The organism is Streptomyces sp. NPDC001093, assembly GCF_040298985.1.
Taxonomy (GTDB): Bacteria; Actinomycetota; Actinomycetes; order Streptomycetales; family Streptomycetaceae; genus Streptomyces.
Genome location: NZ_JBEPBF010000034.1, coordinates 54,569 through 76,083 on the forward strand (window position 1 = coordinate 54,569; position 21,515 = coordinate 76,083).

A 21,515-nucleotide genomic window follows, 5' to 3' on the forward strand; every position below is an offset into this window, starting at 1 on the left:
ATGACGACGGCCGTGGCCACCCCCTTCCGCTTCTTCTCCCTGCAGGTCGTACGGACGAGGCGGCTGGGGCCGTCTCTCGTCCGCGTCACCTTCGGCGGAGCCGGTCTGCACGCGTTCCACTCCGACGGGCGCGACCAGTCCCTCTCCCTGTTCCTGCCGCATCCGGGTCAGCCGGAGCCCGTCGTGCCCCTGGACCTGGGGGACGGCTGGTGGCAGGCCTGGCGTGAACTGCCCGATGACGTACGGGCGGTGATGCGTTCGTACACGCTGCGGTCCCTGCGCCGGGACGCCGAGGGCAGCACGGTCGAGATCGACATCGACTTCGCGCTGCACGGCATCGGACCCGGCGCCCCCACCCCCGCCGGCCCCGCCTCCCGCTGGGCCTCCCGTGCCACCCCCGGCGACCGGGTGCTGCTGCTCGGTCCGGCGATCGCCGACAACCGCGCCATCCGCTTCCGCCCGCCCGAGGACACCGACCTCGTCGTCCTGTGCGGCGACGAGACCGCCGTACCGGCCGCGACCGCCATCCTGGAGTCCCTGCCCGCCGGCACCTGCGCCCGGGCCTGGCTGGAGGTGCCGCACGCCGGTGACATCCAGGACGTGCGCACACAGGCGGACGCGGAGATCACGTGGCTCGTACGGCACGACGGGTCCCCCATGGCCGTCGACGCCGTACGAGCCGCCCGACTTCCCCGTGCCGGGCGGCCGTACGTGTGGATCGCCGGTGAGTCGGGGCAGGTGAAGGCGCTGCGGCGGCACTTCGTCGGCGAGCGCGGGATCGACCGGCGGCGGGTGACCTTCGTCGGGTACTGGCGGCAGGGGATGGCCGAGGACCAGCTGCGGGCGGCCGGGTAACTCCCTTGCGGGTGACACCGGTCACGGGTGACGCACACCTTGATCCAATAAACTTAGGTTAGGCTAACCTAAGTTAAAAGCGGTTCCGTTCACACCCGCACGGACTGTCCCCTCGGAGGACCCCCACATGCGCTCGCACCTGCTCAATGGCCTCACCGCGGAGCACTACCGCAGCTCCGTGACCGAAGGAGTCGAGCGGGTGGCGGCCAAACTCGCCACCACCGACCGTCCGTTCACCGGCGTCACCGCCGACGCCCTCTCCCCCCGGATCGACGCCATCGACCTGGACCGCCCGCTCGGCGACACCGCCGCGGTCCTGGACGAGCTGGAGGACGTCTACCTCCGCGACGCGGTCTACTTCCACCACCCCCGCTACCTCGCCCACCTCAACTGCCCCGTCGTCATCCCCGCGGTGCTCGGCGAGGCCGTGCTCTCGGCGGTCAACTCCTCCCTCGACACCTGGGACCAGTCGGCCGGCGGCACCCTCATCGAGCGCAGGCTCATCGACTGGACGGCCCACCGGATCGGCCTCGGGCCCGCCGCCGACGGCGTGTTCACCTCGGGCGGCACCCAGTCCAACCTCCAGGCGCTGCTGCTGGCACGGGAGGAGGCGAAGACCGACAGCCCGGCCCGACTGCGGATCTTCGCCTCCGAGGTCAGCCACTTCAGCGTGAAGAAGTCCGCCAAACTCCTCGGGCTCGGCCAGGAGGCGGTCGTCCCCGTCCCCGTGGACCACGACAAGCGGCTGCAGACCGTCACCCTCGCCCATGAGCTGGAGCGCTGCCGGCGCGACGGGCTGGTGCCGATGGCGGTCGTCGCCACCGCCGGCACCACCGACTTCGGCTCCATCGACCCCCTCCCGGAGATCGCCGGGCTGTGCGCCCAGTACGGCGTGTGGATGCACGTCGACGCCGCCTACGGCTGCGGGCTGCTCGCCTCGCCCACCCGCCGCCACCTCCTCACCGGCATCGAACGCGCCGACTCCGTCACCGTCGACTACCACAAGTCCTTCTTCCAGCCGGTGAGTTCGTCCGCCGTCCTGGTGCGGGACGCGGCCACCCTGCGCCACGCCACCTACCACGCGGAGTACCTCAACCCGCGCCGCATGGTGCAGGAACGCATCCCCAACCAGGTCGACAAGTCCCTGCAGACCACCCGCCGCTTCGACGCCCTCAAACTGTGGATGACCCTGCGGGTGATGGGCGCCGACGGCATCGGGCAGCTCTTCGACGAGGTCTGCGACCTGGCGGCCGAGGGCTGGAAACTGCTCGCCGCCGACCCCCGCTTCGACGTCGTCGTGGAACCCACCCTGTCCACCCTGGTCTTCCGCTACATCCCGGCGGCCGTCACCGACCCGGCCGAGATCGACCGCGCCAACCTCTACGCCCGCAAGGCCCTGTTCGCCTCCGGGGACGCCGTGGTCGCGGGCACCGAGGCCGGCGGCCGCCACTACCTGAAGTTCACCCTGCTCAACCCCGAGACGACGCCGGCCGACATCGCCGCCGTCCTCGACCTGACCGCCGGCCATGCCGAGCAGTACCTGGGAGAGTCCCTTGACCGCGCGTCCTGAAGCCCTGGAAAAGACTTATGACTTCGTGGGGATCGGGCTCGGCCCCTTCAACCTCGGCCTCGCCTGCCTCACCGAACCCATCGCGGGCCTGAACGGGGTCTTCCTGGACTCCAAGCCGGACTTCGAGTGGCACGCCGGGATGTTCCTGGACGGCGCCCACCTCCAGACCCCGTTCATGTCGGACCTGGTCACCCTCGCCGACCCGACCTCGCCGTACTCCTTCCTCAACTACCTGAAGGAGAAGGGGAGGCTGTACTCGTTCTACATCCGCGAGAACTTCTATCCGCTGCGCGTCGAATACGACGACTACTGCCGCTGGGCGGCGGGCAAACTCAGCAGCGTCCGCTTCGGCACGACGGTCACCGGGGTGACGTACGAGGACGGGCTGTACGGCGTGCACACGCAGGCCGGTGAAACGTTCCGCGCCCGGCACCTGGTCCTCGGCACGGGGACGACCCCCCACATCCCGCAGCCCTGTCAGGGTCTGGCCGGTGACGGTGTGCTGCACACCTCCCAGTACATGCACCGCAAGACGGAGCTGCAGGCGAAGAAGTCCATCACCATCGTCGGCAGCGGCCAGAGCGCGGCCGAGATCTACCACGAGCTGCTCGCCGAGATCGACGTCCACGGCTACCAGCTCAACTGGGTCACCCGCTCCCCGCGCTTCTTCCCCCTCGAATACACCAAACTCACCCTGGAGATGACCTCCCCGGACTACATCGACTACTTCCGCGCGCTGCCCGAGGAGACCCGCTACCGGCTGGAGAAGCAGCAGAAGGGCCTGTTCAAGGGCATCAACTCGGATCTGATCGACTCGATCTTCGACCTGCTCTACCAGAAGAACCTCACCGGCCCCCTGCCGACGCGGCTGCTCACCAACTCCACCCTGCGCAGCGCCACTTACTCGGACGGCGCGTACACCCTGGGCTTCCGCCAGGACGAGCAGGACAAGGACTTCGAGATCCGCACCGAGGGCCTGCTGCTGGCCACCGGCTACCACTACCAGCCCCCGGCCTTCCTCGCCCCGGTCCGTGACCGCCTCCGCTTCGACGGACACGGCCGCTTCGACGTGGCCCGCAACTACGCCATCGACGTCACCGGCCGAGGCGTCTTCCTGCAGAACGCCGGCGTCCACACCCACAGCATCACCAGCCCCGACCTGGGCATGGGGGCGTACCGCAACGCGTACATCATCCGCGAGCTGCTCGGCAGCGAGTACTACCCGGTCGAGAAGACCATCGCGTTCCAGGAGTTCGCAGTATGACTTTCACTTTCCGTACCGTAGATCCGCTGCAGGACGCCGAGCTGCTGCACTCCTGGGTCACCCACCCCAAGGCGGCCTTCTGGATGATGCAGGACGCGAGGCTGGAGGACGTCGAGCGCGCGTACATGGAGATCGCGGCTGACGAACACCATCACGCGCTGCTCGGGCTGCAGGACGGGGTGCCGGTGTTCCTGGTGGAGAAGTACGACCCCGCACACCGCGAACTGGTCGGCCTGTACGAGCCCCGGCCGGGCGACGTCGGCATGCACTTCCTGGTCCCACCGACCGACACGCCCGTGCACGGGTTCACGCGGACCGTCATCACCGCCGTGATGGCGCACCTCTTCGAGGACGCCGCCGTGGAACGCGTGGTGGTCGAACCGGACGTGGCCAACAAGGCCGTGCACGCCCTGAACGAGGCCGTCGGGTTCGTGCCCGAGCGGGAGATCCAGAAGCCGGAGAAGAAGGCGTTGCTGAGCTTCTGCACCCGCGAGCAGTTCGTCGCCGCGACGGGGGTGGCCCTGTGAGTCTCGCCGACGCGGTGGCCCACCTCTCCCCCGAGCGCTGGGCGACCGCCAACCGTCTGCTCATCCGCAAGGCGCTCGCGGAGTTCGCGCACGAGCGGCTGATCACGCCGGAGGCCCTCGACGACGAACGGTACGCGGTCCACAGCGACGACGGGGGAACCACGTACCGTTTCTCCGCCGTCCGCCGCGCCCTCGACCACTGGCAGATCGACGCCGACTCCATCACCCGCCACCGGGCAGCCACCGAACTTCCCTTGACAGCCCTCGACTTCTTCATAGAACTGAAGAACTCCCTGGGCCTGAGCGACGAGATCCTGCCCGTCTACCTGGAGGAGATCTCCTCGACCCTCTCCGGCACCTGCTACAAGCTCACCAAACCGAAGGTGACCTCCGCCGAGCTCGCCCGCCAGGGCTTCCAGGCCATCGAGACCGGGATGACCGAGGGTCACCCCTGCTTCGTCGCGAACAACGGACGGCTCGGGTTCGGCATCCACGAGTACCTGTCGTACGCCCCGGAGACGGCGAGCCCGGTCCGGCTGGTGTGGCTGGCCGCGCACCGCTCGCGGGCCGCGTTCACGGCGGGTGCCGGGATCGAGTACGAGTCCTTCCTGCGGGAGGAGCTGGGCGAGGAGACGCTGAACCGTTTCCGTACGCTCCTCACCGACCAGGACCTGGACCCCGCCGACTACCTCCTCATCCCCGTTCACCCCTGGCAGTGGTGGAACAAGCTCTCCGTCACCTTCGCCGCCGAGGTGGCCCGCCGGCACCTGGTCTGCCTCGGCGAGGGCGACGACGAGTACCTGGCCCAGCAGTCGATACGCACCTTCTTCAACACCAGCGATCCGCGCAAGCACTATGTGAAGACGGCCCTGTCGGTCCTCAACATGGGCTTCATGCGCGGCCTGTCCGCCGCCTACATGGAGGCCACCCCCGCCATCAACGACTGGCTGGCCCAGCTGATCGAGAACGACCCCGTGCTGAAGTCGACGGGCCTGACGATCATCCGCGAGCGCGCGGCCGTCGGTTACCGCCACCTGGAGTACGAGCAGGCCACCGACCGCTACTCGCCGTACCGCAAGATGCTGGCCGCGCTGTGGCGGGAGAGCCCCGTGCCCTCCCTCGGAGAGGGCGAGTCCCTCGCCACCATGGCCTCCCTCCTCCACGTGGACCACACCGGCGCCTCCTTCGCGGGCGCGCTGATCGACCGGTCGGGCCTCACACCGACGCAGTGGCTACGGCGCTACCTCCGTGCCTACTACACCCCGCTCCTGCACAGCTTCTACGCCTACGACCTCGTCTTCATGCCGCACGGCGAGAACGTGATCCTGGTGCTGAAGGACGGGGTGGTGCAGCGGGCGGTCTACAAGGACATCGCCGAGGAGATCGCGGTGATGGACCCGGACGCGGTCCTGCCGCCGGAGGTCGCACGCATCCGCGTCGAGGTCCCGGAGGAGCAGAAGCTCCTCTCCATCTTCACGGACGTCTTCGACTGCTTCTTCCGCTTTTTCGCCGCGCGTCTCGCCGCCGAGGGGATCCTGGAGGAGGACACCTTCTGGCGCACGGTCGCGGAGGTCACCCGCGAGTACCAGGACGCCAACCCCGAACTGTCCGACAGATTCCGCCAGTACGACATGTTCGCCCCGGAGTTCGCCCTGTCCTGCCTGAACCGGCTCCAACTGCGCGACAACAGGCAGATGGTGGACCTGGCCGATCCCTCGGGCGCGCTTCAACTCGTCGGCACGCTGAAGAACCCGATCGCCGGGCTCTGAGGCCGGCCCCTGGAACCCCCGGTGGCCAGCCACCACGCGTGGTGGTGGCTTCAGTCGCTCAGGAGCGCGGCCGTGGGCACCCCGGAGTACGGTCCCCCGGGGTGCCCGTCGTGTCCGTGATCGGCTACTGGGACGGCCAGGGGACCTGCGGCGAGCGGTAGTAGGTGATGCCCAGGGCGTCCCAGCGCGGGGCCTGGGCGGCCAGGCGGAGCTTGTAGGTGGTCCAGTCGTGGGTGGCCGCCGGGGACCAGCCCAGTTCGGCCGCGCCCGGGAGGCGGGGGAACGCCATGTAGTCGAGGTCGGCGTTCGTCTTCAGGGTCTCCGTCCACAGGGGGGTCTCCACGCCCCTGATGGACGATGCCGGGGCGCCCGGGAGGTAGTTGCCGGGGTTCCAGTCGTACGACCGCTGCACCTCGACGTAACCGGCCCACTTCGTGCCCAGCCTGGTGCCGCTGGTGTACTTCATGTCGAGGTAGACGCGGTCCGCCGGGGACAGGATCAGCCCGGTGCCGTTCTGGGCGGCCTGGGCGACCTGGGCCTTCTCGGCGGCGCTGGTGCTGTCCAGGCCCCAGTACTGGGCGAGGGCGCCCTTGGCGGGGTGGGCGCCGGTGAGCTGGTGCCAGCCGATGACGGTCTTGCCGTACTTGGCGACGATCGGCTGTACGCGGTCCATGAACTTCACGTAGTCGTCGTGGCTGGTGGAGTGCGCCTCGTCGCCGCCGATGTGGAGGTAGCGGCCCGGGGTGAGCGCGGCCAGCTCCCTGATCACGTCGTCCGCGAAGGTGTACGTGACCTCCTTCGGCACGCACAGGGAGCTGAAGCCGACCTGGGTGCCGGTGTACAGCGGGGGTGCCACGCCGCCGCAGTTGAGGTCGGCGTAGGAGGCGAGGGCCGCGTTGGTGTGGCCGGGCATGTCGATCTCGGGGACCACCTCCAGATAGCGGGAGGCGGCATACGCCACGATCTCCCGGTACTGGTCCTTGGTGTAGTAGCCGCCCTTGCCGCCGCCGACCTCGGTGGAGCCGCCGTAGGTGGCCAGGCGCGGCCAGGAGTCGACGGCGATGCGCCAGCCCTGGTCGTCGCTGAGGTGCAGATGCAGCTCGTTGATCTTGTAGAGGGCCAGCTGGTCGATGTAGCGCTTGACCTGGTCGACCGTGAAGAAGTGCCGGGAGACGTCCAGCATGGCGCCCCGGTAGGAGTAGCGGGGGTGGTCCTCCAGGGTGCCGCCCGCGATCTGCCAGGGGCCCGGCTGGACCGTCTTCCGCTCCACGGCCGCCGGGAGCAGCTGGCGCAGGGTCTGGACGCCGTGGAAGAGGCCGGCGGGCGCGCTCGCGGTGATGGTGACGCCGGCCGGGTCGCTGTGCAGCCGGTAGCCCTCGGCCCCGAAGTCGCCCTGGGCGAGGTGGAGCCGGATGCCGCCGGTGCCGTGGTCGGTGAGCGGCAGTGGATAGCCGGTGGAGGGGCGGAGGATGCCGGTGAGGTAGGTGCCGATGCGGCGGACCTCGGCGGAGTCGTCGACGTGGACGCCGGTCGCCCAGGTGATGCGGTACGGGGCCCCGCCGGGCTCGGCCGACGCGGGGGCCGGCACCACCTGGTCCAGCGGTTCCGGGGCGGCCGCGCGCGCCGTGGGGGCGGCGCCGAGGGTGAAGGCTCCGGCCGCCGCCAGAAGCAGCAGTGATCCGAGGATGCGAGGTGTCCGGGGAGTCGTGCTGTGGTCGCGTCTCACATGCGCTCCCTTCAGATGTGGTCGAGACCACTCTCCCGCAGATCCGATGAAACAATCCCTCCATGGCGGAAATCATCCAGAAGGACGGCACCTGGGCCTTCGACGGCGATGCCCTGCGGCTCACCCCGGGGCGGGACAAGAACGTGAGCCTGCTCCGTCGCGAGCTGGGGGAACTCGTCGTACCGCTGGGGGCGTTGGCCGGTGTCTCCTTCGAGCAGGGGCGGCGGTCGGGCCGGCTGAGGCTGCGGCTGCGCGACGGCGCCGATCCACTGACGCAGGCCACCGGCGGCCGGCTGGCCGAGCCGAACGACCCGTACCAGCTGACGGTGGAGTCGGACCGGTACGGCGTCGCCGAGTACTTCGCGGACGAGGTGCGCAACGCCCTGCTGCTGGACGGGGTTTCACCGGATCCGGTCGACGGGTACCTGCTGCCGGGGCCGCCGCTGCCGGTGTCCGCCTCCGCCGGGGACGGCACCGCGGGCTTCGACGGGGAGCGGGTGCGGCTGGAGTGGAACTGGAAGACGGAGGACGCCAAGTCCTCCGGCGGCCCCCGTACGATCCCCCTCGCGGACGTCGTCGGCGTGGAGTGGCAGCCGGCGGCCGGGCTGGAGAACGGGCATCTGCGGTTCCTGGTGCGCGGCGCCCCGGTGACGGCCCCGCCCAAGTACGACCCGAACGCGGTCGAGCTGTGGGGGTTCAAGAAGGATCCGCTGATGGCGCTGGTCGCCGCCGCCGTACAGGCGCGGCTGCCGCATCCCGCGGCTCCCGCGGTTCCCGCGGCCCGCGCCGGGGAGGACGGCGTACGCCCGCAGCCCGTGCCGCTCGCCAAGGAGCCAGCCGCCGAGAGCGAGCACGACGCCCTGCTGCGGCGCCTGCGCGAGCTGGGCGAACTGCGCCGCGACGGGGTGCTGACCGACGAGGAGTTCGCCCTGGCCAAGCAGGCGGTCCTCAAGCGCATGTAGAGCGCGGGTGAGGACCGCCCGGGGCCCGGAGACGCTGACGAATCCTTACTTCGCGGTGCGGGACACCGTGAAGTGGTCGATGCGGTCACCGGTCTCGGCGATGCCCGACACCGTCAGCGTGGTCTGGCGGCCCTTCGGCGCGGGGGTGACGTCCACGCGCAGGAAGGAGTAGTTCAGGTAGCGGACCCGGGACCAGGCGACGGTCTCGTTGACCTTGCCGTCCTTGGTGTTGATGAAGGAGGCGACGGAGTCGACCTCGTTCTCGTGGCCCTCGTAGGAGTCCGGGGCGCTGAACGCGTACAGGCTGCGGCCCGCCGCGCCCGCGGTGACGTAGACCACGCCCTCGGTCTCGGGGTAGGCGGTGCCGCCGATCGGGAGCTTCTTGGTGACCTTGTTGTCCTTGATCACGTCGGTGCGCTCGTACTGGTGGTTGTGGCCGTTGATGACCAGGTCCACCTGGTACTTCTCGAACAGCGGCACCCACTCCTGGCGCACGCCCCCCTCCGAGGCGTGCGCCGTGGACGTGCAGTACGCGCAGTGGTGGAAGAAGACGACGATGAAGTCGATGTCGTCACACGACCGGTACTTCTTCAGCTGGGCCTCGAACCACGACGTCTGGGTTCCACCCGAAATGCCCAGGTTCGCCGGGATCTCGAAGGAGACGTCGTTGGGGTCCAGCGAGACGACCGCGGTGTTGCCGTGGACGAAGGAGTAGACGCCGGGCAGGTTCTTCGCGTCCGGGCCGTTGTCCGGGAGGGTCCAGCGGGCCTCCTCGCCGCCGTAGCCGTTGGGCGAGTACCAGGCCTCCATGTCGTGGTTGCCGTAACTGACCATCCACGGGACCTGCTTGGCGACCGACTCGGTCTGGTACAGGAACTGGTCCCAGGTGCGCGAGTCGAAGCCCGTGTCGGTGGCCTTGCCCTGGCCGGCCGGGTCGCCGTACGCGATGTCACCGGCGTGCAGGTGGAAGGCCGGGTTCTGGCCGAGGATCAGGGCGTTGTTGGCGAGGCCGTGGTAGCCGACGCCCTCGTCCCCGAAGGCGGTGAAGGTGAACGGCGCCTTGTGGGCGGGGGCGGTGGTGAAGGTGCCCAGGGTGCCCAGCAGGTGCCGCTCGGCCGGGTCGAAGCCCTCGTGGCCGACGCCGTAGTAGTAGGTCCGGCCCGGGCGCAGGTGACTGAGCCGGGCGTGCAGGTAGTACTGCGTGTGGTCGCCGCTCGCGCCGACGCCGGCCGGGGTGTAGAGGGTGCGGACCTCGGCCTCGATCTTGCGGGAGAGGTCCCAGGGGTGGGCGCCGATGCGGATGAACGGGTTCTTCACGGCGACCGGGACCTGCCAGGAGACGGTCATCTCGGTGCGCGGGTCGTTGCCGTAGGCGAGGTGGCGGCCGAAGGGGGCCACCAGGGCGCCGTCGACCGTCTCGGTGGCGGGGGCGGTGGCCTGCGTCGGCACGGCCGCCTGGGCGGTGGCGCCCGGCACGAACGCGCCACCCGCGACGGCGCCGAGCGTGACGGCGCCGCCTCTGATCATGGTGCGCCGGGAGAATCTGGCGCGCAGGTACTCGTGCTGCTCGGCCATGCTCATGCGCGCGGCCAGCTTCTCCGGTACTCCCATACGAGGAATGTCCATGGAGCCTGAAAATGGTCCACATCTCCAACGAGACGCAGGACACAGGATGGACAGCCGGCGAACAGAGATCCACCAGACCGACAACAGGCATCTGCCCGATATCGGGCACGATTCTTGCGAAACCGGCGCCGGTGGCTCAGGATCTACCGGGTGCACGACGAACTGCTTGATCATCTGACGCGGTCCACGCCCCTGAGCCGGGGCGAGGCGCTGCGGGTGGTCCAGGACGTGCTCGCCTACTTCGACGAGTCGACGGAGGACTACGTCCGGCGCCGCCACCGCGAACTCCAGGCCCAGGGCCTGGTGAACGCGGAGATCTTCGAACGGATCGGGGCGGACCTCAAATATCGAGCGGTGGCACCGCCCGAGCTGACGCTCAGGCAGCTGCGCCGCATCGTCTACGGCTAGGAATACCTGTATATGTGCGGAATTGTCGGATACATCGGGAAGCGTGACGTCGCCCCTCTCCTCCTGGAGGGCCTGCAGCGGCTGGAGTACCGCGGCTACGACTCCGCGGGCATCGTCGTCACCTCTCCGAAGGCGCCCGGCCTGAAGATGGTCAAGGCCAAGGGCCGGGTGCGCGACCTGGAGGCCAAGGTCCCGGCGCGCTTCAAGGGCACCACCGGTATCGCCCACACCCGCTGGGCCACCCACGGCGCCCCCTCCGACACCAACGCCCACCCGCACATGTCGGCCGACAACAAGGTCGCCGTCGTGCACAACGGCATCATCGACAACGCCGCCGACCTGCGCCGCAAGCTGGAGGCGGACGGTGTCGAGTTCCTCTCCGAGACCGACACCGAGGTCCTCACCCACCTCATCGCCCGCGCCACCGCCGAGAAGCTGGAGGACAAGGTCCGCCAGGCGGTCCGGGTGATCGAGGGCACGTACGGCATCGCGGTCCTGCACGCCGACTTCCCCGACCGGATCGTGGTGGCCCGCAACGGCTCCCCGGTCGTCCTCGGCATCGGCGAGAAGGAGATGTTCGTCGCGTCCGACATCGCCGCCCTGGTCATGCACACCCGCCAGATAGTGACCCTGGACGACGGCGAGATGGCCACCCTCAAGGCCGACGACTTCCGCACCTACACCACCGAGGGCACGCGCACCACCGCCGAGCCCACCACGGTGGAGTGGGAGGCCGAGTCGTACGACATGGGCGGCCACGACACCTACATGCACAAGGAGATCTTCGAGCAGGCCGACGCCGTGGACCGCGTGCTGCGCGGCCGCATCGACGACCGCTTCTCCACCGTGCACCTCGGCGGCCTCAACCTGGACGCCCGCGAGGCCCGGCAGATCCGCCGCGTGAAGATCCTCGGCTGCGGCACCTCGTACCACGCGGGCATGATCGGCGCCCAGATGATCGAGGAACTGGCCCGCATCCCCGCCGACGCCGAGCCCGCCTCCGAGTTCCGCTACCGCAACGCGGTCGTCGACCCCGACACCCTGTACGTGGCGGTCTCCCAGTCCGGTGAGACGTACGACGTCCTCGCCGCCGTTCAGGAGCTGAAGCGCAAGGGCGCCCGGGTCTTCGGCGTCGTCAACGTGGTCGGCTCGGCGATCGCCCGCGAGGCGGACGCCGGCATCTACGTGCACGCCGGCCCCGAGGTCTGCGTGGTGTCGACCAAGTGCTTCACCAACATGACGGTCGCCTTCGCGCTGCTCGCCCTGCACCTGGGCCGCACCCGTGACCTCTCGGTCCGGGACGGCAAGCGGATCATCGAGGGCCTCAGGAAGCTGCCCGAGCAGATCACCGAGATCCTCAAGCAGGAGGAGCGGATCAAGGAGCTGGCCGAGCTGTACGCCGACGCCCGCTCGATGCTCTTCATCGGCCGCGTGCGGGGCTACCCGGTGGCCCGCGAGGCCTCCCTGAAGCTCAAGGAGGTCTCCTACATCCACGCCGAGGCCTACCCCGCCTCCGAGCTGAAGCACGGCCCGCTGGCCCTGATCGAGCCGGCCCTGCCCACGGTCGCGATCGTCCCCGACGACGACCTGCTGGAGAAGAACCGCGCGGCCCTGGAGGAGATCAAGGCCCGCAGCGGCAAGATCCTCGCGGTGGCCCACCAGCACCAGGAGAAGGCCGACCAGACGATCGTCGTCCCGAAGAACGAGGACGAGCTCGACCCGATCCTGATGGGCATCCCGCTCCAGCTCCTGGCGTACCACACGGCGAAGGCCCTGGGCCGGGACATCGACAAGCCCCGCAACCTCGCGAAGTCGGTGACGGTGGAGTAATTCCGCCACGGCAGAACGGGACCCCCACGTGGCCACCTTCACGTGGGGGTCCGTTCAGTGCTGCTGGAATCAGCCGGCGGCCGTCACCCCCCGGCCGGCAGCACGTCCGGGAAGCACCGTCGGCCAGTGGGCCAGCGCGGCCGTGGCCGCGTACCAGGCCACCGCACCCGACACGGCCGCCAGCCAGCCCCCGACCTTGGTCAGAGAAGAGCTGTCGGCGAAGGCCGCCACCGCCAGCACCAGCATCGCCAGGAACAGCAGCCCGTGCATGACCTGGCCCAGGCCGTCCCCGCCCGCGAGGGTCAGGGTGAGCGCCACCAGGGCGAAGAGGAGCAGGAAGAGTCCGGCCGCGTCGGCCGAGCCCTGACCTGCGACGGCCCAGGTGAACCATAGTGCGCCGAGGGCCACGAAGCCCGTACCGGAGGCGGCGTCCCCGCCGCGGAAGGCCAGCAGGCCGACCAGGAACAGAGCAACTCCACCCACATAGTGGGCCACTGACACGGCGTCGGAGGCTGCCACACCGTGGATCACGCCTGTCGTACCGAGACCGAACGCCAACAGGGTGATTCCCAGGGCGAGTCGGCCGACCACCGTAGTACTTCCGTTGTCCACGGCGGGCTCCCTTCATGCTGTGCTGTTGCGCGGTGACCGATATATGCCCTTCACAAGGGCACAAACCACCTCTACGCGCGAGTAGTTTCGCGCTGCACAAAGGGAGTTGGGACGCTCAGGGAATGACGATCACCGGCCGCTGCGCCCGCTTGGCGAGCCGCCCCGCGACCGAGCCGAAGATGCGGCCGACGATGCCGTGCGTGGAGCCGACGACGATCGCGTCGGCCTCGTACTCCCGCCCCACCTCTTCGAGTTCGTGGCAGATGTCCCCGCCCCGCTCGACCAGGATCCACGGCACCTCGGCGAGATAGTCCGCGCACGCCAGCTCCAGGCCGAGGACCTCGGTGCGGTGGTCCGGCACGTCCACGAAGACGGGCGGCTCGCAGCCGGCCCACACGGTGGTCGGCAGCCGGTTGGCGACATGGACGATGATCAGGCCCGAGTGGGAGCGGTGGGCCATGCCGATGGCGTAGGCGAGGGCGCGCTCACTGGAGGTGGAGCCGTCGAAGCCGACGACGACTCCGTGCCGGAAGGCAGGGTCGCATGAGGGACGTGGCTCTTCCGCCGCCAGGGGATCGGCCGCCGTGGGATCGGCGACCGGCCGCTTGCGGTCCGCGGGTTCGAAGAATTCGTGACCGGCCATGGCTGTCTCGGCGTTGTGATCCTTTTATGGGTGGGACGACAGTGTGCGGCGGAGCTGTGTCCGGGAAACATCTTCCCAACCCCATACCCCCAAGGGTACGGCGGCACGCCTCCCGAGCCCAGATCCCGCGCACGCTCCGTAAGCGGTCCCCCGACATCCGTAGGGGTTCACCGGAGCATGCACGAGCGGCGCCCGTAACGCAATGGTTGCTGCCCCGTACAGGCGGTTTGCACAGGATCAACAGTTGTACGGGCGGTGACCGACCGGTCGAACAGACGTTGAACCGGACGAGCCACCGCCACAGGGAGTACGAGTCATGCCCGGTCACCGATCCACCTCCGAGCCGCCACCCGCGCCGGACACCGTGAGCGATGTGATCCGCTGGGCCGTCTTCAGCTGCGTCCTCGTCCCCGTGGTCCTGGTCTGGTACGGAACCTCGCTGGCCGGCGCGGCGGGCGCCGCCCTGGGCCTGGCCGCCGTCACGGCCGCGTGCCGCTTCCTGCTGCGCCGGTCGGAGCGGTGTGCGGCGGGTTGCGCCGAGCAAAGAGGCGGACGTCACACCCGCCGACGGACACCGGTCGACTGACCTGTTTTCGTACCCCCGAACGCTTCTTTTCAGCCAACTTCTGAATGGTGCCGAAAAGGGTCCCCAACCACCCTCCAACCCCCGTTCGACCTGCACGGAAAGGGTCCACGGGCGGCTGCGCACCCTACGCGGTTTGGCCACTGCGACAAGGCGCACTTCCCTGCACGCTCCGCGAGTGCAACGCTTCGTGATCGAATGCTTCACGCCAAGTTGTCATGTCGACAATCTCGGGCGTGTGGAACTGGTCACCGTGAGACCGCGGGAGCCAGTAGATTCGATCTTGACTGTCTTACGGCGGGGGACTCGTGCAGGACCGAGGGGAAACGTGCAGGAGCGACACAACCGAGGAGCCGCGACCACCGAGGGGGGCTTAGCAGTATGAGCCACGACTCCACTGCCGCGCCGGAAGCCGCAGCCCGGAAACTCTCCGGGCGACGTCGCAAGGAGATCGTCGCGGTGCTGCTGTTCAGCGGCGGCCCCATCTTCGAGAGTTCCATTCCGCTGTCGGTGTTCGGGATAGACCGCCAGGACGCCGGCGTGCCGCGCTACCGGCTGCTGGTGTGCGCCGGCGAGGAAGGCCCGCTGCGGACCACAGGGGGCCTGGAACTCAGCGCACCGCATGGACTGGAGGCGATATCCCGCGCCGGGACGGTCGTCGTACCGGCCTGGCGGTCGATCACCGCGCCGCCACCGGAGGAGGCGCTCGACGCGCTGCGCCGGGCGCACGAGGAGGGCGCCCGCATCGTCGGGCTGTGCACCGGCGCCTTCGTCCTCGCGGCGGCGGGCCTGCTGGACGGCCGCCCGGCGACGACCCACTGGATGTACGCGCCGACGCTGGCCAAGCGCTATCCGTCGGTGCACGTCGATCCACGAGAGCTCTTCGTGGACGACGGCGACGTCCTGACATCGGCGGGTACGGCGGCCGGAATCGATCTCTGTCTCCACATCGTGCGGACGGACCACGGCAACGAGGCGGCCGGCGCGCTGGCCCGCCGCCTGGTGGTCCCACCGCGCCGCAGCGGCGGTCAGGAGCGCTACCTCGATCGGTCTTTACCCGAGGAGATCGGCGCCGACCCGCTCGCCGAGGTCGTCGCCTGGGCGCTGGAACACCTCCACGAGCAGTTCGACGTGGAGACCCTGGCGGCACGCGCCTATATGAGCCGTCGCACGTTCGACCGCCGGTTCCGCTCGCTGACCGGCAGCGCACCGCTGCAGTGGCTGATCACCCAGCGGGTGCTGCAGGCGCAGCGCCTTCTGGAGACGTCGGACTACTCCGTGGACGAGGTGGCGGGCCGCTGCGGCTTCCGCTCCCCCGTCGCGCTGCGCGGGCACTTCCGCCGCCAGCTCGGCTCCTCCCCCGCCGCCTACCGGGCCGCCTACCGGGCCCGCAGGCCACAGGGCGAGAGGGCGGCCGACAGCGAGCCGTCCCTGTCCGCGTCCGGCCAGCCGGGCCCACCCACGGCCCTCGCGGGCCCCGGACCGGTGGGTCACGCACCCATGCTGCACCCGGACCGGGACAACGGGGTGCCCGTGCAGAGCCGCCGTACGGCGGCGGGCGCGGTGGGGCTGCTGCCGGGGCCGCGGGCCGGTAGCTGATCGGGAGGGGGGCGAGCACAGGCTCGCCCCCTTTTCGGCGCCCCGCCGGCCGGCTCCGGTGCCTTCCCCGCCGAACACGGGGGACCCCAAAAGCCGACGTCAGCTTTAGGGTGGTCGCATGAACGATCGCATGGTGTGGATCGACTGCGAGATGACCGGCCTCTCGCTGTCCGACGACGCGCTCATCGAGGTGGCCGCCCTCGTCACCGACTCCGAGCTGAACGTACTCGGCGAGGGGGTGGACATCGTCATCCGCCCGCCGGACCAGGCGCTGGAGACGATGCCGGAAGTGGTGCGTCAGATGCACACCGCGTCCGGGCTGCTCGCCGAGCTCCCGAACGGCACGACCCTCCAGGACGCCGAGGAGCAGGTCCTCGCGTATGTGAAGGAGTACGTGAAGGAGCCCGGCAAGGCCCCGCTGTGCGGCAACTCCGTCGGCACCGACCGCGGCTTCCTGCTGCGGGACATGCCGGCCGTGGAGGACTACCTGCACTACCGGATCGTCGACGTGTCCTCCATCAAGGAGCTGGCCCGCCGCTGGTACCCCCGGGCGTACTTCAACAGCCCGGAGAAGAACGGCAACCACCGGGCCCTCGCCGACATCCGCGAGTCGATCGCCGAGCTGCGCTACTACCGCGAGGCCATCTTCGTCCCGCAGCCCGGCCCGGACTCCGACACGGCGAAGGCGATCGCCGCCAAGCACGTGCTGCCCGCGCAGTAACGACACATCTGCGCCCTTTCGGGGTCCGCTCGGCGGCCCGCGCGAAAACCTGTGCGCGAGCACCCCTTCGGACCCTGTAGACTTCTTCTCGGCCGGTCGGGGAAACGACGAGTTCAACCGCCGGTCGTGGTGGGTGTAGCTCAGCTGGTAGAGCACCTGGTTGTGGTCCAGGATGTCGCGGGTTCGAGTCCCGTCACTCACCCTCATCGGTCAGCCGGTGACTCCGTCGAGAGACGAGTCACCGGCTGATCCGTTTTCCCGGGCCCCCGGCGCGGGTCGCCGTACCGGTGGACGCCGGCCGTCAGTGATCGGCGGCCCGCCGCTCCGGCAGCCGCCCGAGGTCCGACACCGGGCCGAGGTGGTCGAGCTTGTCGGGGTTGGACACGGAACGGATCGCCTGGATCCTCCCCTCGGCGATGTCGACCTCGATCACACTGGCCACGCGCCCTTCCGCGTCGTAGATCACGCCGCCCGGGCGGCCGTTGACCCGGACCGCCTCGAGGCAGGCGCCGAGTCTTCCGACCCGGCGCAGGCCGCCGACCAGGAGCTGGGCGACGCGCCGCGCGTCGGTCACCGACCTGGCGAGCGCCCGCGCCTTGCCGCCGCCGTCGCCCTGGAACACCACGTCGGGCGCCAGCATGCCGAGCAGCGCCTCCATGTCGCCGCCCTCGGCGGCCGCGAAGAACTTGCGAGCGAGTTCCTCGCTCTCCGCCCGCCGCCCCGGGGACGGGCTGTCGACGGCCTGTCCGCCGGGGGCGATGCGCTTTCTGGCGCGGGCGAAGATCTGCCGGCAGTTCGCCTCGGACTTGCCGGTGAGCCGCGCCACCTCCGGGTAGCCGTACCCGAAGACCTCGCGCAGCACGAACACCGCCCGCTCCACCGGGGAGAGGGCCTCCAGCAGCACGAGGAAGGCCATCGACAGCGAGTCGGACAGTTCGGCGTGCTCGGCCGGTCCGGGCCGGTCGGCGGACACGACGACCGGTTCGGGCAGCCAGTCGCCCACATAGGTCTCCCGCCGAACCCGCGCCGAGCCCAGGTAGTTGATGCCCAGCCGCGTCACCGCGGTGGTCAGATACGCCTTCAGGTTCACGACCGGGGTCCCGGCCCGGCGCGCCCGGGTCAGACCGAGGAAGGCGTCCTGCACGATGTCCTCGGCGTCGCCCACGGAACCGGTCATCCCGTAGGCGATGGAGAACAGCAGCGACCGGTATCCGTCCGCGTCCGTCTCCACCGCTGTTGCCGGCACGGATTCCCCCCTTCGAACATCCGCATGACGTCCAGCAGCGTATCCGCTCCTGTCACAGATTGCCGGGGTGCCCTGTCTCAGAGGGCCGACAGCGAACGACAGGACCAAGGGGAAACAAGGGGAACAGGTCATGGACCTCGCACTGTGGATCGTCACCGGACTGCTCGCCGTCGCCTATCTGCTCGGCGGCGGCGGCAAGGTGGTCATGGCGAAGGAGAAGATCGCCGCGTTCGGGCCCAGTTCGCAGTGGGTCCACGACTTCAGCGGCGGCGGCGTGAAGGCCATCGGAGCGCTGGAGGTGCTGGCCGCGGTCGGGCTGATCCTGCCCGCCGCGCTCGGCATCGCGCCGGTTCTGGTGCCGCTGGCCGCCCTCGGCCTGGTGATCCTGATGACCGGTGCGGCGATCACCCGGCTCCGGCGTCACGAGGTCCGGTTCATGGTGGTGGACGTGGTCTACATCGTCCTGGCCGCGTTCGTGGCGTGGGGCCGCTTCGGCCCCGAGTCCTTTCTCCACTGACGGGAGGAGGCCGCGGTCGTGATCACCGACCTGCCCTCGGCGGCCGACCTGGTCACCGCGCCGGCCGCCCAGGCGGAGGAGGCACTGAACCGGGCCTGCGGCCGCTGACCCGGTCTGCCGACGCCGTCCGCGTCCGCCCGGCCACCCTCTCCGGCCCGGCGCAGACCCGCGTTCCGGGCCCGGCGCGAGCGAACGTACGCGGACGCTCGCAGGCCGACGTACGTGGACGCCGGCGTCACGAGGACGCCCGCGCCACCAGTTCCGTCGGCAGTACCGCGTGCTGCCGCTCCAGCCCCCGGGACGCGGGCGGGCGGCGGTCGGCGATCTCCGTGAGGAGGAGGTCGATCATGGCGCGGCCCATCTCCTCGATGGGCTGGCGGACGCTGGTCAGCGGCGGGTCCATGTGGCGGGCGATGGCCGAGTCGTCGTAGCCGACGAGGGCCACGTCGTCCGGGATACGACGGCCCGCCTCGCGCAGCACCTGCCGGGCGCCGGCCGCCATCACGTCCGAGCCGGCGAAGACCGCGTCCAGGCCGGGACGGCGGTCGAGGAGCACGGACATGGCGCGGCGGCCGCCCTCTTCCGTGAAGTCCCCTGGTTCGACCAGGAGTTCGTCCACCTCCTGGCCCGCGTCGCGCAGGGCGTCGCGGTAGCCGTCGGCGCGGCGCTGGGCGCCGTAGACGTCGAGGCGGCCGGTGACATGGGCGATGCGGGTGCGGCCGCGGGAGAGCAGGTGCTCCACGGCCGAGCGGGCGCCGCCGTAGTTGTCGGAGTCCACCGAGGTGAGCGTCTCGCCGGCCGAGCGGGGACCGCTGATCACCGCCGGGATCTCCAGCTGGGCCAGCAGATCGGGCAGGGGGTCGTCGGCGTGGACCGAGACCAGCAGGACGCCGTCCACCCGGTGGGCGGCCAGGTACTGCGCGAGGCGTCGGCGCTCGCGGTCGCTGCCCGCGAAGATCAGCAGCAACTGCATCTCGGTGTCGGAGAGTTCGGAACCGACTCCGCGCAGCATGTCGGAGAAGTACGGTTCCGCGAAGAAACGGGTCTCCGGCTCGGGGACGACCAGCGCGATGGCGTCGGTGCGGTTGGCGGCGAGGGCCCGAGCGGCGGTGTTGGGGACGTAGCCGAGCTCGGCGACCGCCGCCTCGACCGCCGCGCGGGTGGCGTCGCTGACCCGGGGCGAGCCGTTGATCACCCGCGAGACCGTGCCCCGGCCGACCCCGGCCCGGGCGGCGACCTCCTCGAGCGTGGGCCGGCCCCCGCTCCGGCCCCGCGCTCCGTGGCTTGCCATGGGCTCCGCCTTTCTCGACCGGCTCCTGGTGCTGGCCTGGAATGTAACAGCACCGTTCGCCGCAGTGACCGTCCCGGGGGATGCGCCCCCGGCTCGCCCCGGTTAACGCTCAGATAACTGAACGCAGTTGCCGCTGTCCGCTCCCTTGACACCCCGCCCCGCACCGACGACCCTTCAACGCATCACTTATGGGAGCGCTCCCACAGTACCTGGCACCTACACATCCCGCACGTTCCCCGCCCGAGCCGCAGCGAGCACGAACGGGCCCTGTTCCATGCAGTTGGCCGGGGGGTCGGCACGTCAGGCAACAGGAGGACGCAATGCGCACGAGCATCCGCCGGTCCCAGCGGCTGATGGCCCTCGCGGCCGTTGCCGCGTTGACCACGGGGCTGCTGGCCGGCTGCGCCAAGGACTCGAACGACGGCTCGTCGGACGGCTCCGGCGGCGGCAACGGCAGTGGCAAAGGCAAGATCACGCTGACCATCGGCACCTTCGGCGTCTTCGGCTACAAGCAGTCCGGCCTCTATGACGAGTACATGAAGCTGCACCCGGACATCAACATCAAGGAGAACGTCACCACCCGCACCGACGTGTACTGGCCGAAGGTGCTCACCCGCCTCCAGGCCGGCTCCGGCACCGACGACATCCAGGCCATCGAGATCGGCAACATCACCGAGGCCGTGCAGACCCAGGCGAACAAGTTCGTCGACCTGGGCAAGGAGGTCGACAAGTCCCAGTGGCTGGACTGGAAGAACGCCCAGGCCACCACCAAGGACGGCAAGCTCATCGGGCTCGGGACCGACATCGGGCCGATGGCCGTCTGCTACCGGAAGGACCTTTTCCAGAAGGCGGGGCTGCCGACCGACCGGACCAAGCTCGCCGAGATGTGGAAGGGCGACTGGAGCAAGTACGTCGACGTCGGCAAGCAGTACATGAAGAAGGCTCCCCAGGGCACCAAGTTCGTGGACTCCGCGTCCTCCGTCTACAACGCGGCCCTCGGCGGCGCCGACGAGCGGTACTACGACAAGGCGACCGGCAACGTCGTCTGGGACAAGTCCGACGGCGTGAAGAAGGCGTGGAACGTCGCCATGGACGTCGCCACCAGCAACATGTCGGCGAAGCTGAAGCAGTTCGACCCGACCTGGGACCAGGGCTACGCCAACGCCGCCTTCGCCACCGTCGCCTGCCCGGCGTGGATGATCGGCTACATCGAGCAGAAGTCCGGCGACGCCGGCAAGGGCCAGTGGGACGTGGCGGCGGCGCCCACCGCGGCCAACTGGGGCGGCTCCTTCCTCGGCGTGCCGACGGCGGGCAAGCACCAGAAGGAGGCCGTCGCGCTCGCCAAGTGGCTGACCGCGCCGGAGCAGCAGGCCAAGGTCTTCGCCAAGCAGGCGAGCTTCCCCTCGACCCCGTCGGCGTACCCGAGCCTGAAGCCGGCCGCGGACACCACGGCGTACTTCTCGAACGCGCCGCTCACCCAGATCTTCTCCGACTCGGCCAAGACGATCCCGACGCAGTACTTCGGCATCAAGGACCAGCCGATCAACACCGCGATCACCGACGTCGGCATCCTCCAGGTCGAGCAGAAGGGCAAGTCGCCGTCCCAGGGCTGGGACGCGGCGTCCAAGGAGATCAAGGACGTGCTCGGCCAGTGACCAGCCCCAAGCAGGCTCTCGCGCACCCCGCGTCGAGCGCCGACGCCGCGCCCGGGTCCCGTACGGGCCGCGATCGATTCGAGCGGCTCGCGCAGCTCGCCCTTCTCCACG

19 protein-coding genes and 1 tRNA gene are annotated in these 21,515 nt (G+C 69.9%); 14 read left to right on the top strand and 6 right to left on the bottom strand.

The genetic code is table 11. The annotated features are described in order from the left end of the window. The 5 genes from ABT288_RS19185 to ABT288_RS19205 all read left to right on the top strand — a co-directional run bounded on the left by ABT288_RS19185 (position 1) and on the right by ABT288_RS19205 (position 5,985). The gene (locus tag ABT288_RS19185) at positions 1-855 is read left to right on the top strand and encodes a siderophore-interacting protein (RefSeq protein ID WP_351608917.1); all 855 of its coding nucleotides are present in this window, start codon (positions 1-3) and stop codon (positions 853-855) included. A 127-nt stretch (positions 856-982) separates the two neighbouring features. Beyond that, the gene (gene desA, locus ABT288_RS19190) at positions 983-2,425 is read left to right on the top strand and encodes a lysine decarboxylase DesA (protein ID WP_351608920.1); all 1,443 of its coding nucleotides are present in this window, start codon (positions 983-985) and stop codon (positions 2,423-2,425) included. Continuing rightward, positions 2,409-3,689: a lysine N(6)-hydroxylase/L-ornithine N(5)-oxygenase family protein gene (locus tag ABT288_RS19195; protein ID WP_351608923.1), complete on the top strand. Its 1,281-nt coding sequence runs from the start codon at positions 2,409-2,411 to the stop codon at positions 3,687-3,689. Before desA ends, ABT288_RS19195 begins: the two co-directional genes overlap by 17 nt. Further along, positions 3,686-4,216, top strand: a complete 531-nt coding sequence (locus ABT288_RS19200; RefSeq protein WP_351608926.1) for a GNAT family N-acetyltransferase — start codon at positions 3,686-3,688, stop codon at positions 4,214-4,216. The genes ABT288_RS19195 and ABT288_RS19200 overlap by 4 nt, the downstream gene beginning before the upstream one ends. Continuing rightward, entirely contained in the window at positions 4,213-5,985 is a 1,773-nt protein-coding gene (locus ABT288_RS19205; protein ID WP_351608928.1) for an IucA/IucC family protein, read from the top strand. The genes ABT288_RS19200 and ABT288_RS19205 overlap by 4 nt, the downstream gene beginning before the upstream one ends. Before the next feature lie 124 nt (positions 5,986-6,109). Here the strand turns inward: ABT288_RS19205 and ABT288_RS19210 are convergent, their stop codons facing one another. Then, positions 6,110-7,711, bottom strand: a complete 1,602-nt coding sequence (locus tag ABT288_RS19210) for a beta-N-acetylhexosaminidase (RefSeq protein WP_351608931.1) — start codon at positions 7,709-7,711, stop codon at positions 6,110-6,112. Between the two features lie 62 nt (positions 7,712-7,773). Here ABT288_RS19210 and ABT288_RS19215 point away from each other — a divergent pair, with 62 nt between their 5' ends. Then, positions 7,774-8,673, top strand: coding sequence for a DUF4429 domain-containing protein (locus tag ABT288_RS19215; RefSeq protein WP_351608933.1), 900 nt, complete (start codon positions 7,774-7,776; stop codon positions 8,671-8,673). Positions 8,674-8,718: 45 nt separating this feature from the next. Here the strand turns inward: ABT288_RS19215 and ABT288_RS19220 are convergent, their stop codons facing one another. Beyond that, positions 8,719-10,284, bottom strand: coding sequence for a purple acid phosphatase family protein (locus ABT288_RS19220; protein ID WP_351608936.1), 1,566 nt, complete (start codon positions 10,282-10,284; stop codon positions 8,719-8,721). A 165-nt stretch (positions 10,285-10,449) separates the two neighbouring features. On the opposite strand from ABT288_RS19220, the gene ABT288_RS19225 reads away from it, so the two are divergent. Next, a complete protein-coding gene (locus ABT288_RS19225) occupies positions 10,450-10,707 on the top strand; it encodes a hypothetical protein (protein WP_351608938.1) in 258 nt (85 codons plus the stop codon). Positions 10,708-10,719: 12 nt separating this feature from the next. After that, on the top strand, positions 10,720-12,537 hold the full coding sequence (glmS, locus tag ABT288_RS19230) for a glutamine--fructose-6-phosphate transaminase (isomerizing) (protein ID WP_351608941.1): 1,818 nt from the start codon (positions 10,720-10,722) through the stop codon (positions 12,535-12,537). A 69-nt stretch (positions 12,538-12,606) separates the two neighbouring features. On the opposite strand, the gene ABT288_RS19235 is transcribed toward glmS, so the two are convergent. Together ABT288_RS19235 and ABT288_RS19240 are read right to left on the bottom strand one after the other, a co-directional pair. Continuing rightward, positions 12,607-13,149, bottom strand: a complete 543-nt coding sequence (locus ABT288_RS19235; protein ID WP_351608944.1) for a GPR1/FUN34/YaaH family transporter — start codon at positions 13,147-13,149, stop codon at positions 12,607-12,609. Between the two features lie 115 nt (positions 13,150-13,264). Then, positions 13,265-13,792 carry a universal stress protein gene (locus ABT288_RS19240; protein WP_351207354.1) on the bottom strand — a complete coding sequence of 176 codons (528 nt, stop codon included), beginning with the start codon at positions 13,790-13,792 and terminating at the stop codon, positions 13,265-13,267. A gap of 316 nt (positions 13,793-14,108) precedes the next feature. Between ABT288_RS19240 and ABT288_RS19245 the strand changes: the two genes are divergently transcribed. The 4 genes from ABT288_RS19245 (at position 14,109) to ABT288_RS19260 (ending at position 16,897) form a co-directional block, all read left to right on the top strand. Further along, complete coding sequence (locus ABT288_RS19245; RefSeq protein ID WP_351608947.1) at positions 14,109-14,378, top strand: hypothetical protein; 270 nt, start codon at positions 14,109-14,111, stop codon at positions 14,376-14,378. A 378-nt stretch (positions 14,379-14,756) separates the two neighbouring features. Then, on the top strand, positions 14,757-15,974 hold the full coding sequence (locus ABT288_RS19250; protein WP_351608950.1) for a helix-turn-helix domain-containing protein: 1,218 nt from the start codon (positions 14,757-14,759) through the stop codon (positions 15,972-15,974). Positions 15,975-16,092: 118 nt separating this feature from the next. Then, complete coding sequence (gene orn / locus ABT288_RS19255; protein WP_351608953.1) at positions 16,093-16,695, top strand: oligoribonuclease; 603 nt, start codon at positions 16,093-16,095, stop codon at positions 16,693-16,695. A gap of 129 nt (positions 16,696-16,824) precedes the next feature. Then, positions 16,825-16,897, top strand: a tRNA-His gene (locus ABT288_RS19260). Positions 16,898-16,996: 99 nt separating this feature from the next. Here the strand turns inward: ABT288_RS19260 and sigJ are convergent. Next, positions 16,997-17,941, bottom strand: a complete 945-nt coding sequence (sigJ, locus tag ABT288_RS19265; protein WP_351608955.1) for an RNA polymerase sigma factor SigJ — start codon at positions 17,939-17,941, stop codon at positions 16,997-16,999. A gap of 130 nt (positions 17,942-18,071) precedes the next feature. Here sigJ and ABT288_RS19270 point away from each other — a divergent pair, with 130 nt between their 5' ends. Further along, positions 18,072-18,458 (top strand): DoxX family protein, encoded by a 387-nt coding sequence (locus tag ABT288_RS19270; protein ID WP_351608958.1) that lies wholly within the window; start codon positions 18,072-18,074, stop codon positions 18,456-18,458. 235 nt (positions 18,459-18,693) lie between these two features. On the opposite strand, the gene ABT288_RS19275 is transcribed toward ABT288_RS19270, so the two are convergent. Then, entirely contained in the window at positions 18,694-19,749 is a 1,056-nt protein-coding gene (locus ABT288_RS19275; protein ID WP_351608961.1) for a LacI family DNA-binding transcriptional regulator, read from the bottom strand. Between the two features lie 320 nt (positions 19,750-20,069). Here ABT288_RS19275 and ABT288_RS19280 point away from each other — a divergent pair, with 320 nt between their 5' ends. Next, complete coding sequence (locus ABT288_RS19280; RefSeq protein ID WP_351608963.1) at positions 20,070-21,404, top strand: ABC transporter substrate-binding protein; 1,335 nt, start codon at positions 20,070-20,072, stop codon at positions 21,402-21,404. Positions 21,405-21,515 lie beyond the last annotated feature (111 nt).

Excerpts from the sequence above, each read along its gene's own strand:
- ABT288_RS19275 (WP_351608961.1), bottom strand. The coding sequence starts at position 19,749 with ATGGCAAGCCACGGAGCGCGGGGCCGGAGCGGGGGCCGGCCCACGCTC.
- ABT288_RS19200 (WP_351608926.1), top strand. The coding sequence starts at position 3,686 with ATGACTTTCACTTTCCGTACCGTAGATCCGCTGCAGGACGCCGAGCTG.
- ABT288_RS19245 (WP_351608947.1), top strand. The coding sequence starts at position 14,109 with ATGCCCGGTCACCGATCCACCTCCGAGCCGCCACCCGCGCCGGACACC.
- ABT288_RS19220 (WP_351608936.1), bottom strand. The coding sequence starts at position 10,284 with ATGGGAGTACCGGAGAAGCTGGCCGCGCGCATGAGCATGGCCGAGCAG.
- ABT288_RS19250 (WP_351608950.1), top strand. The coding sequence starts at position 14,757 with ATGAGCCACGACTCCACTGCCGCGCCGGAAGCCGCAGCCCGGAAACTC.
- ABT288_RS19280 (WP_351608963.1), top strand. The coding sequence starts at position 20,070 with ATGCGCACGAGCATCCGCCGGTCCCAGCGGCTGATGGCCCTCGCGGCC.
- ABT288_RS19215 (WP_351608933.1), top strand. The coding sequence starts at position 7,774 with ATGGCGGAAATCATCCAGAAGGACGGCACCTGGGCCTTCGACGGCGAT.
- desA (WP_351608920.1), top strand. The coding sequence starts at position 983 with ATGCGCTCGCACCTGCTCAATGGCCTCACCGCGGAGCACTACCGCAGC.
- ABT288_RS19185 (WP_351608917.1), top strand. The coding sequence starts at position 1 with ATGACGACGGCCGTGGCCACCCCCTTCCGCTTCTTCTCCCTGCAGGTC.
- ABT288_RS19240 (WP_351207354.1), bottom strand. The coding sequence starts at position 13,792 with ATGGCCGGTCACGAATTCTTCGAACCCGCGGACCGCAAGCGGCCGGTC.
- orn (WP_351608953.1), top strand. The coding sequence starts at position 16,093 with ATGAACGATCGCATGGTGTGGATCGACTGCGAGATGACCGGCCTCTCG.
- glmS (WP_351608941.1), top strand. The coding sequence starts at position 10,720 with ATGTGCGGAATTGTCGGATACATCGGGAAGCGTGACGTCGCCCCTCTC.
- ABT288_RS19270 (WP_351608958.1), top strand. The coding sequence starts at position 18,072 with ATGGACCTCGCACTGTGGATCGTCACCGGACTGCTCGCCGTCGCCTAT.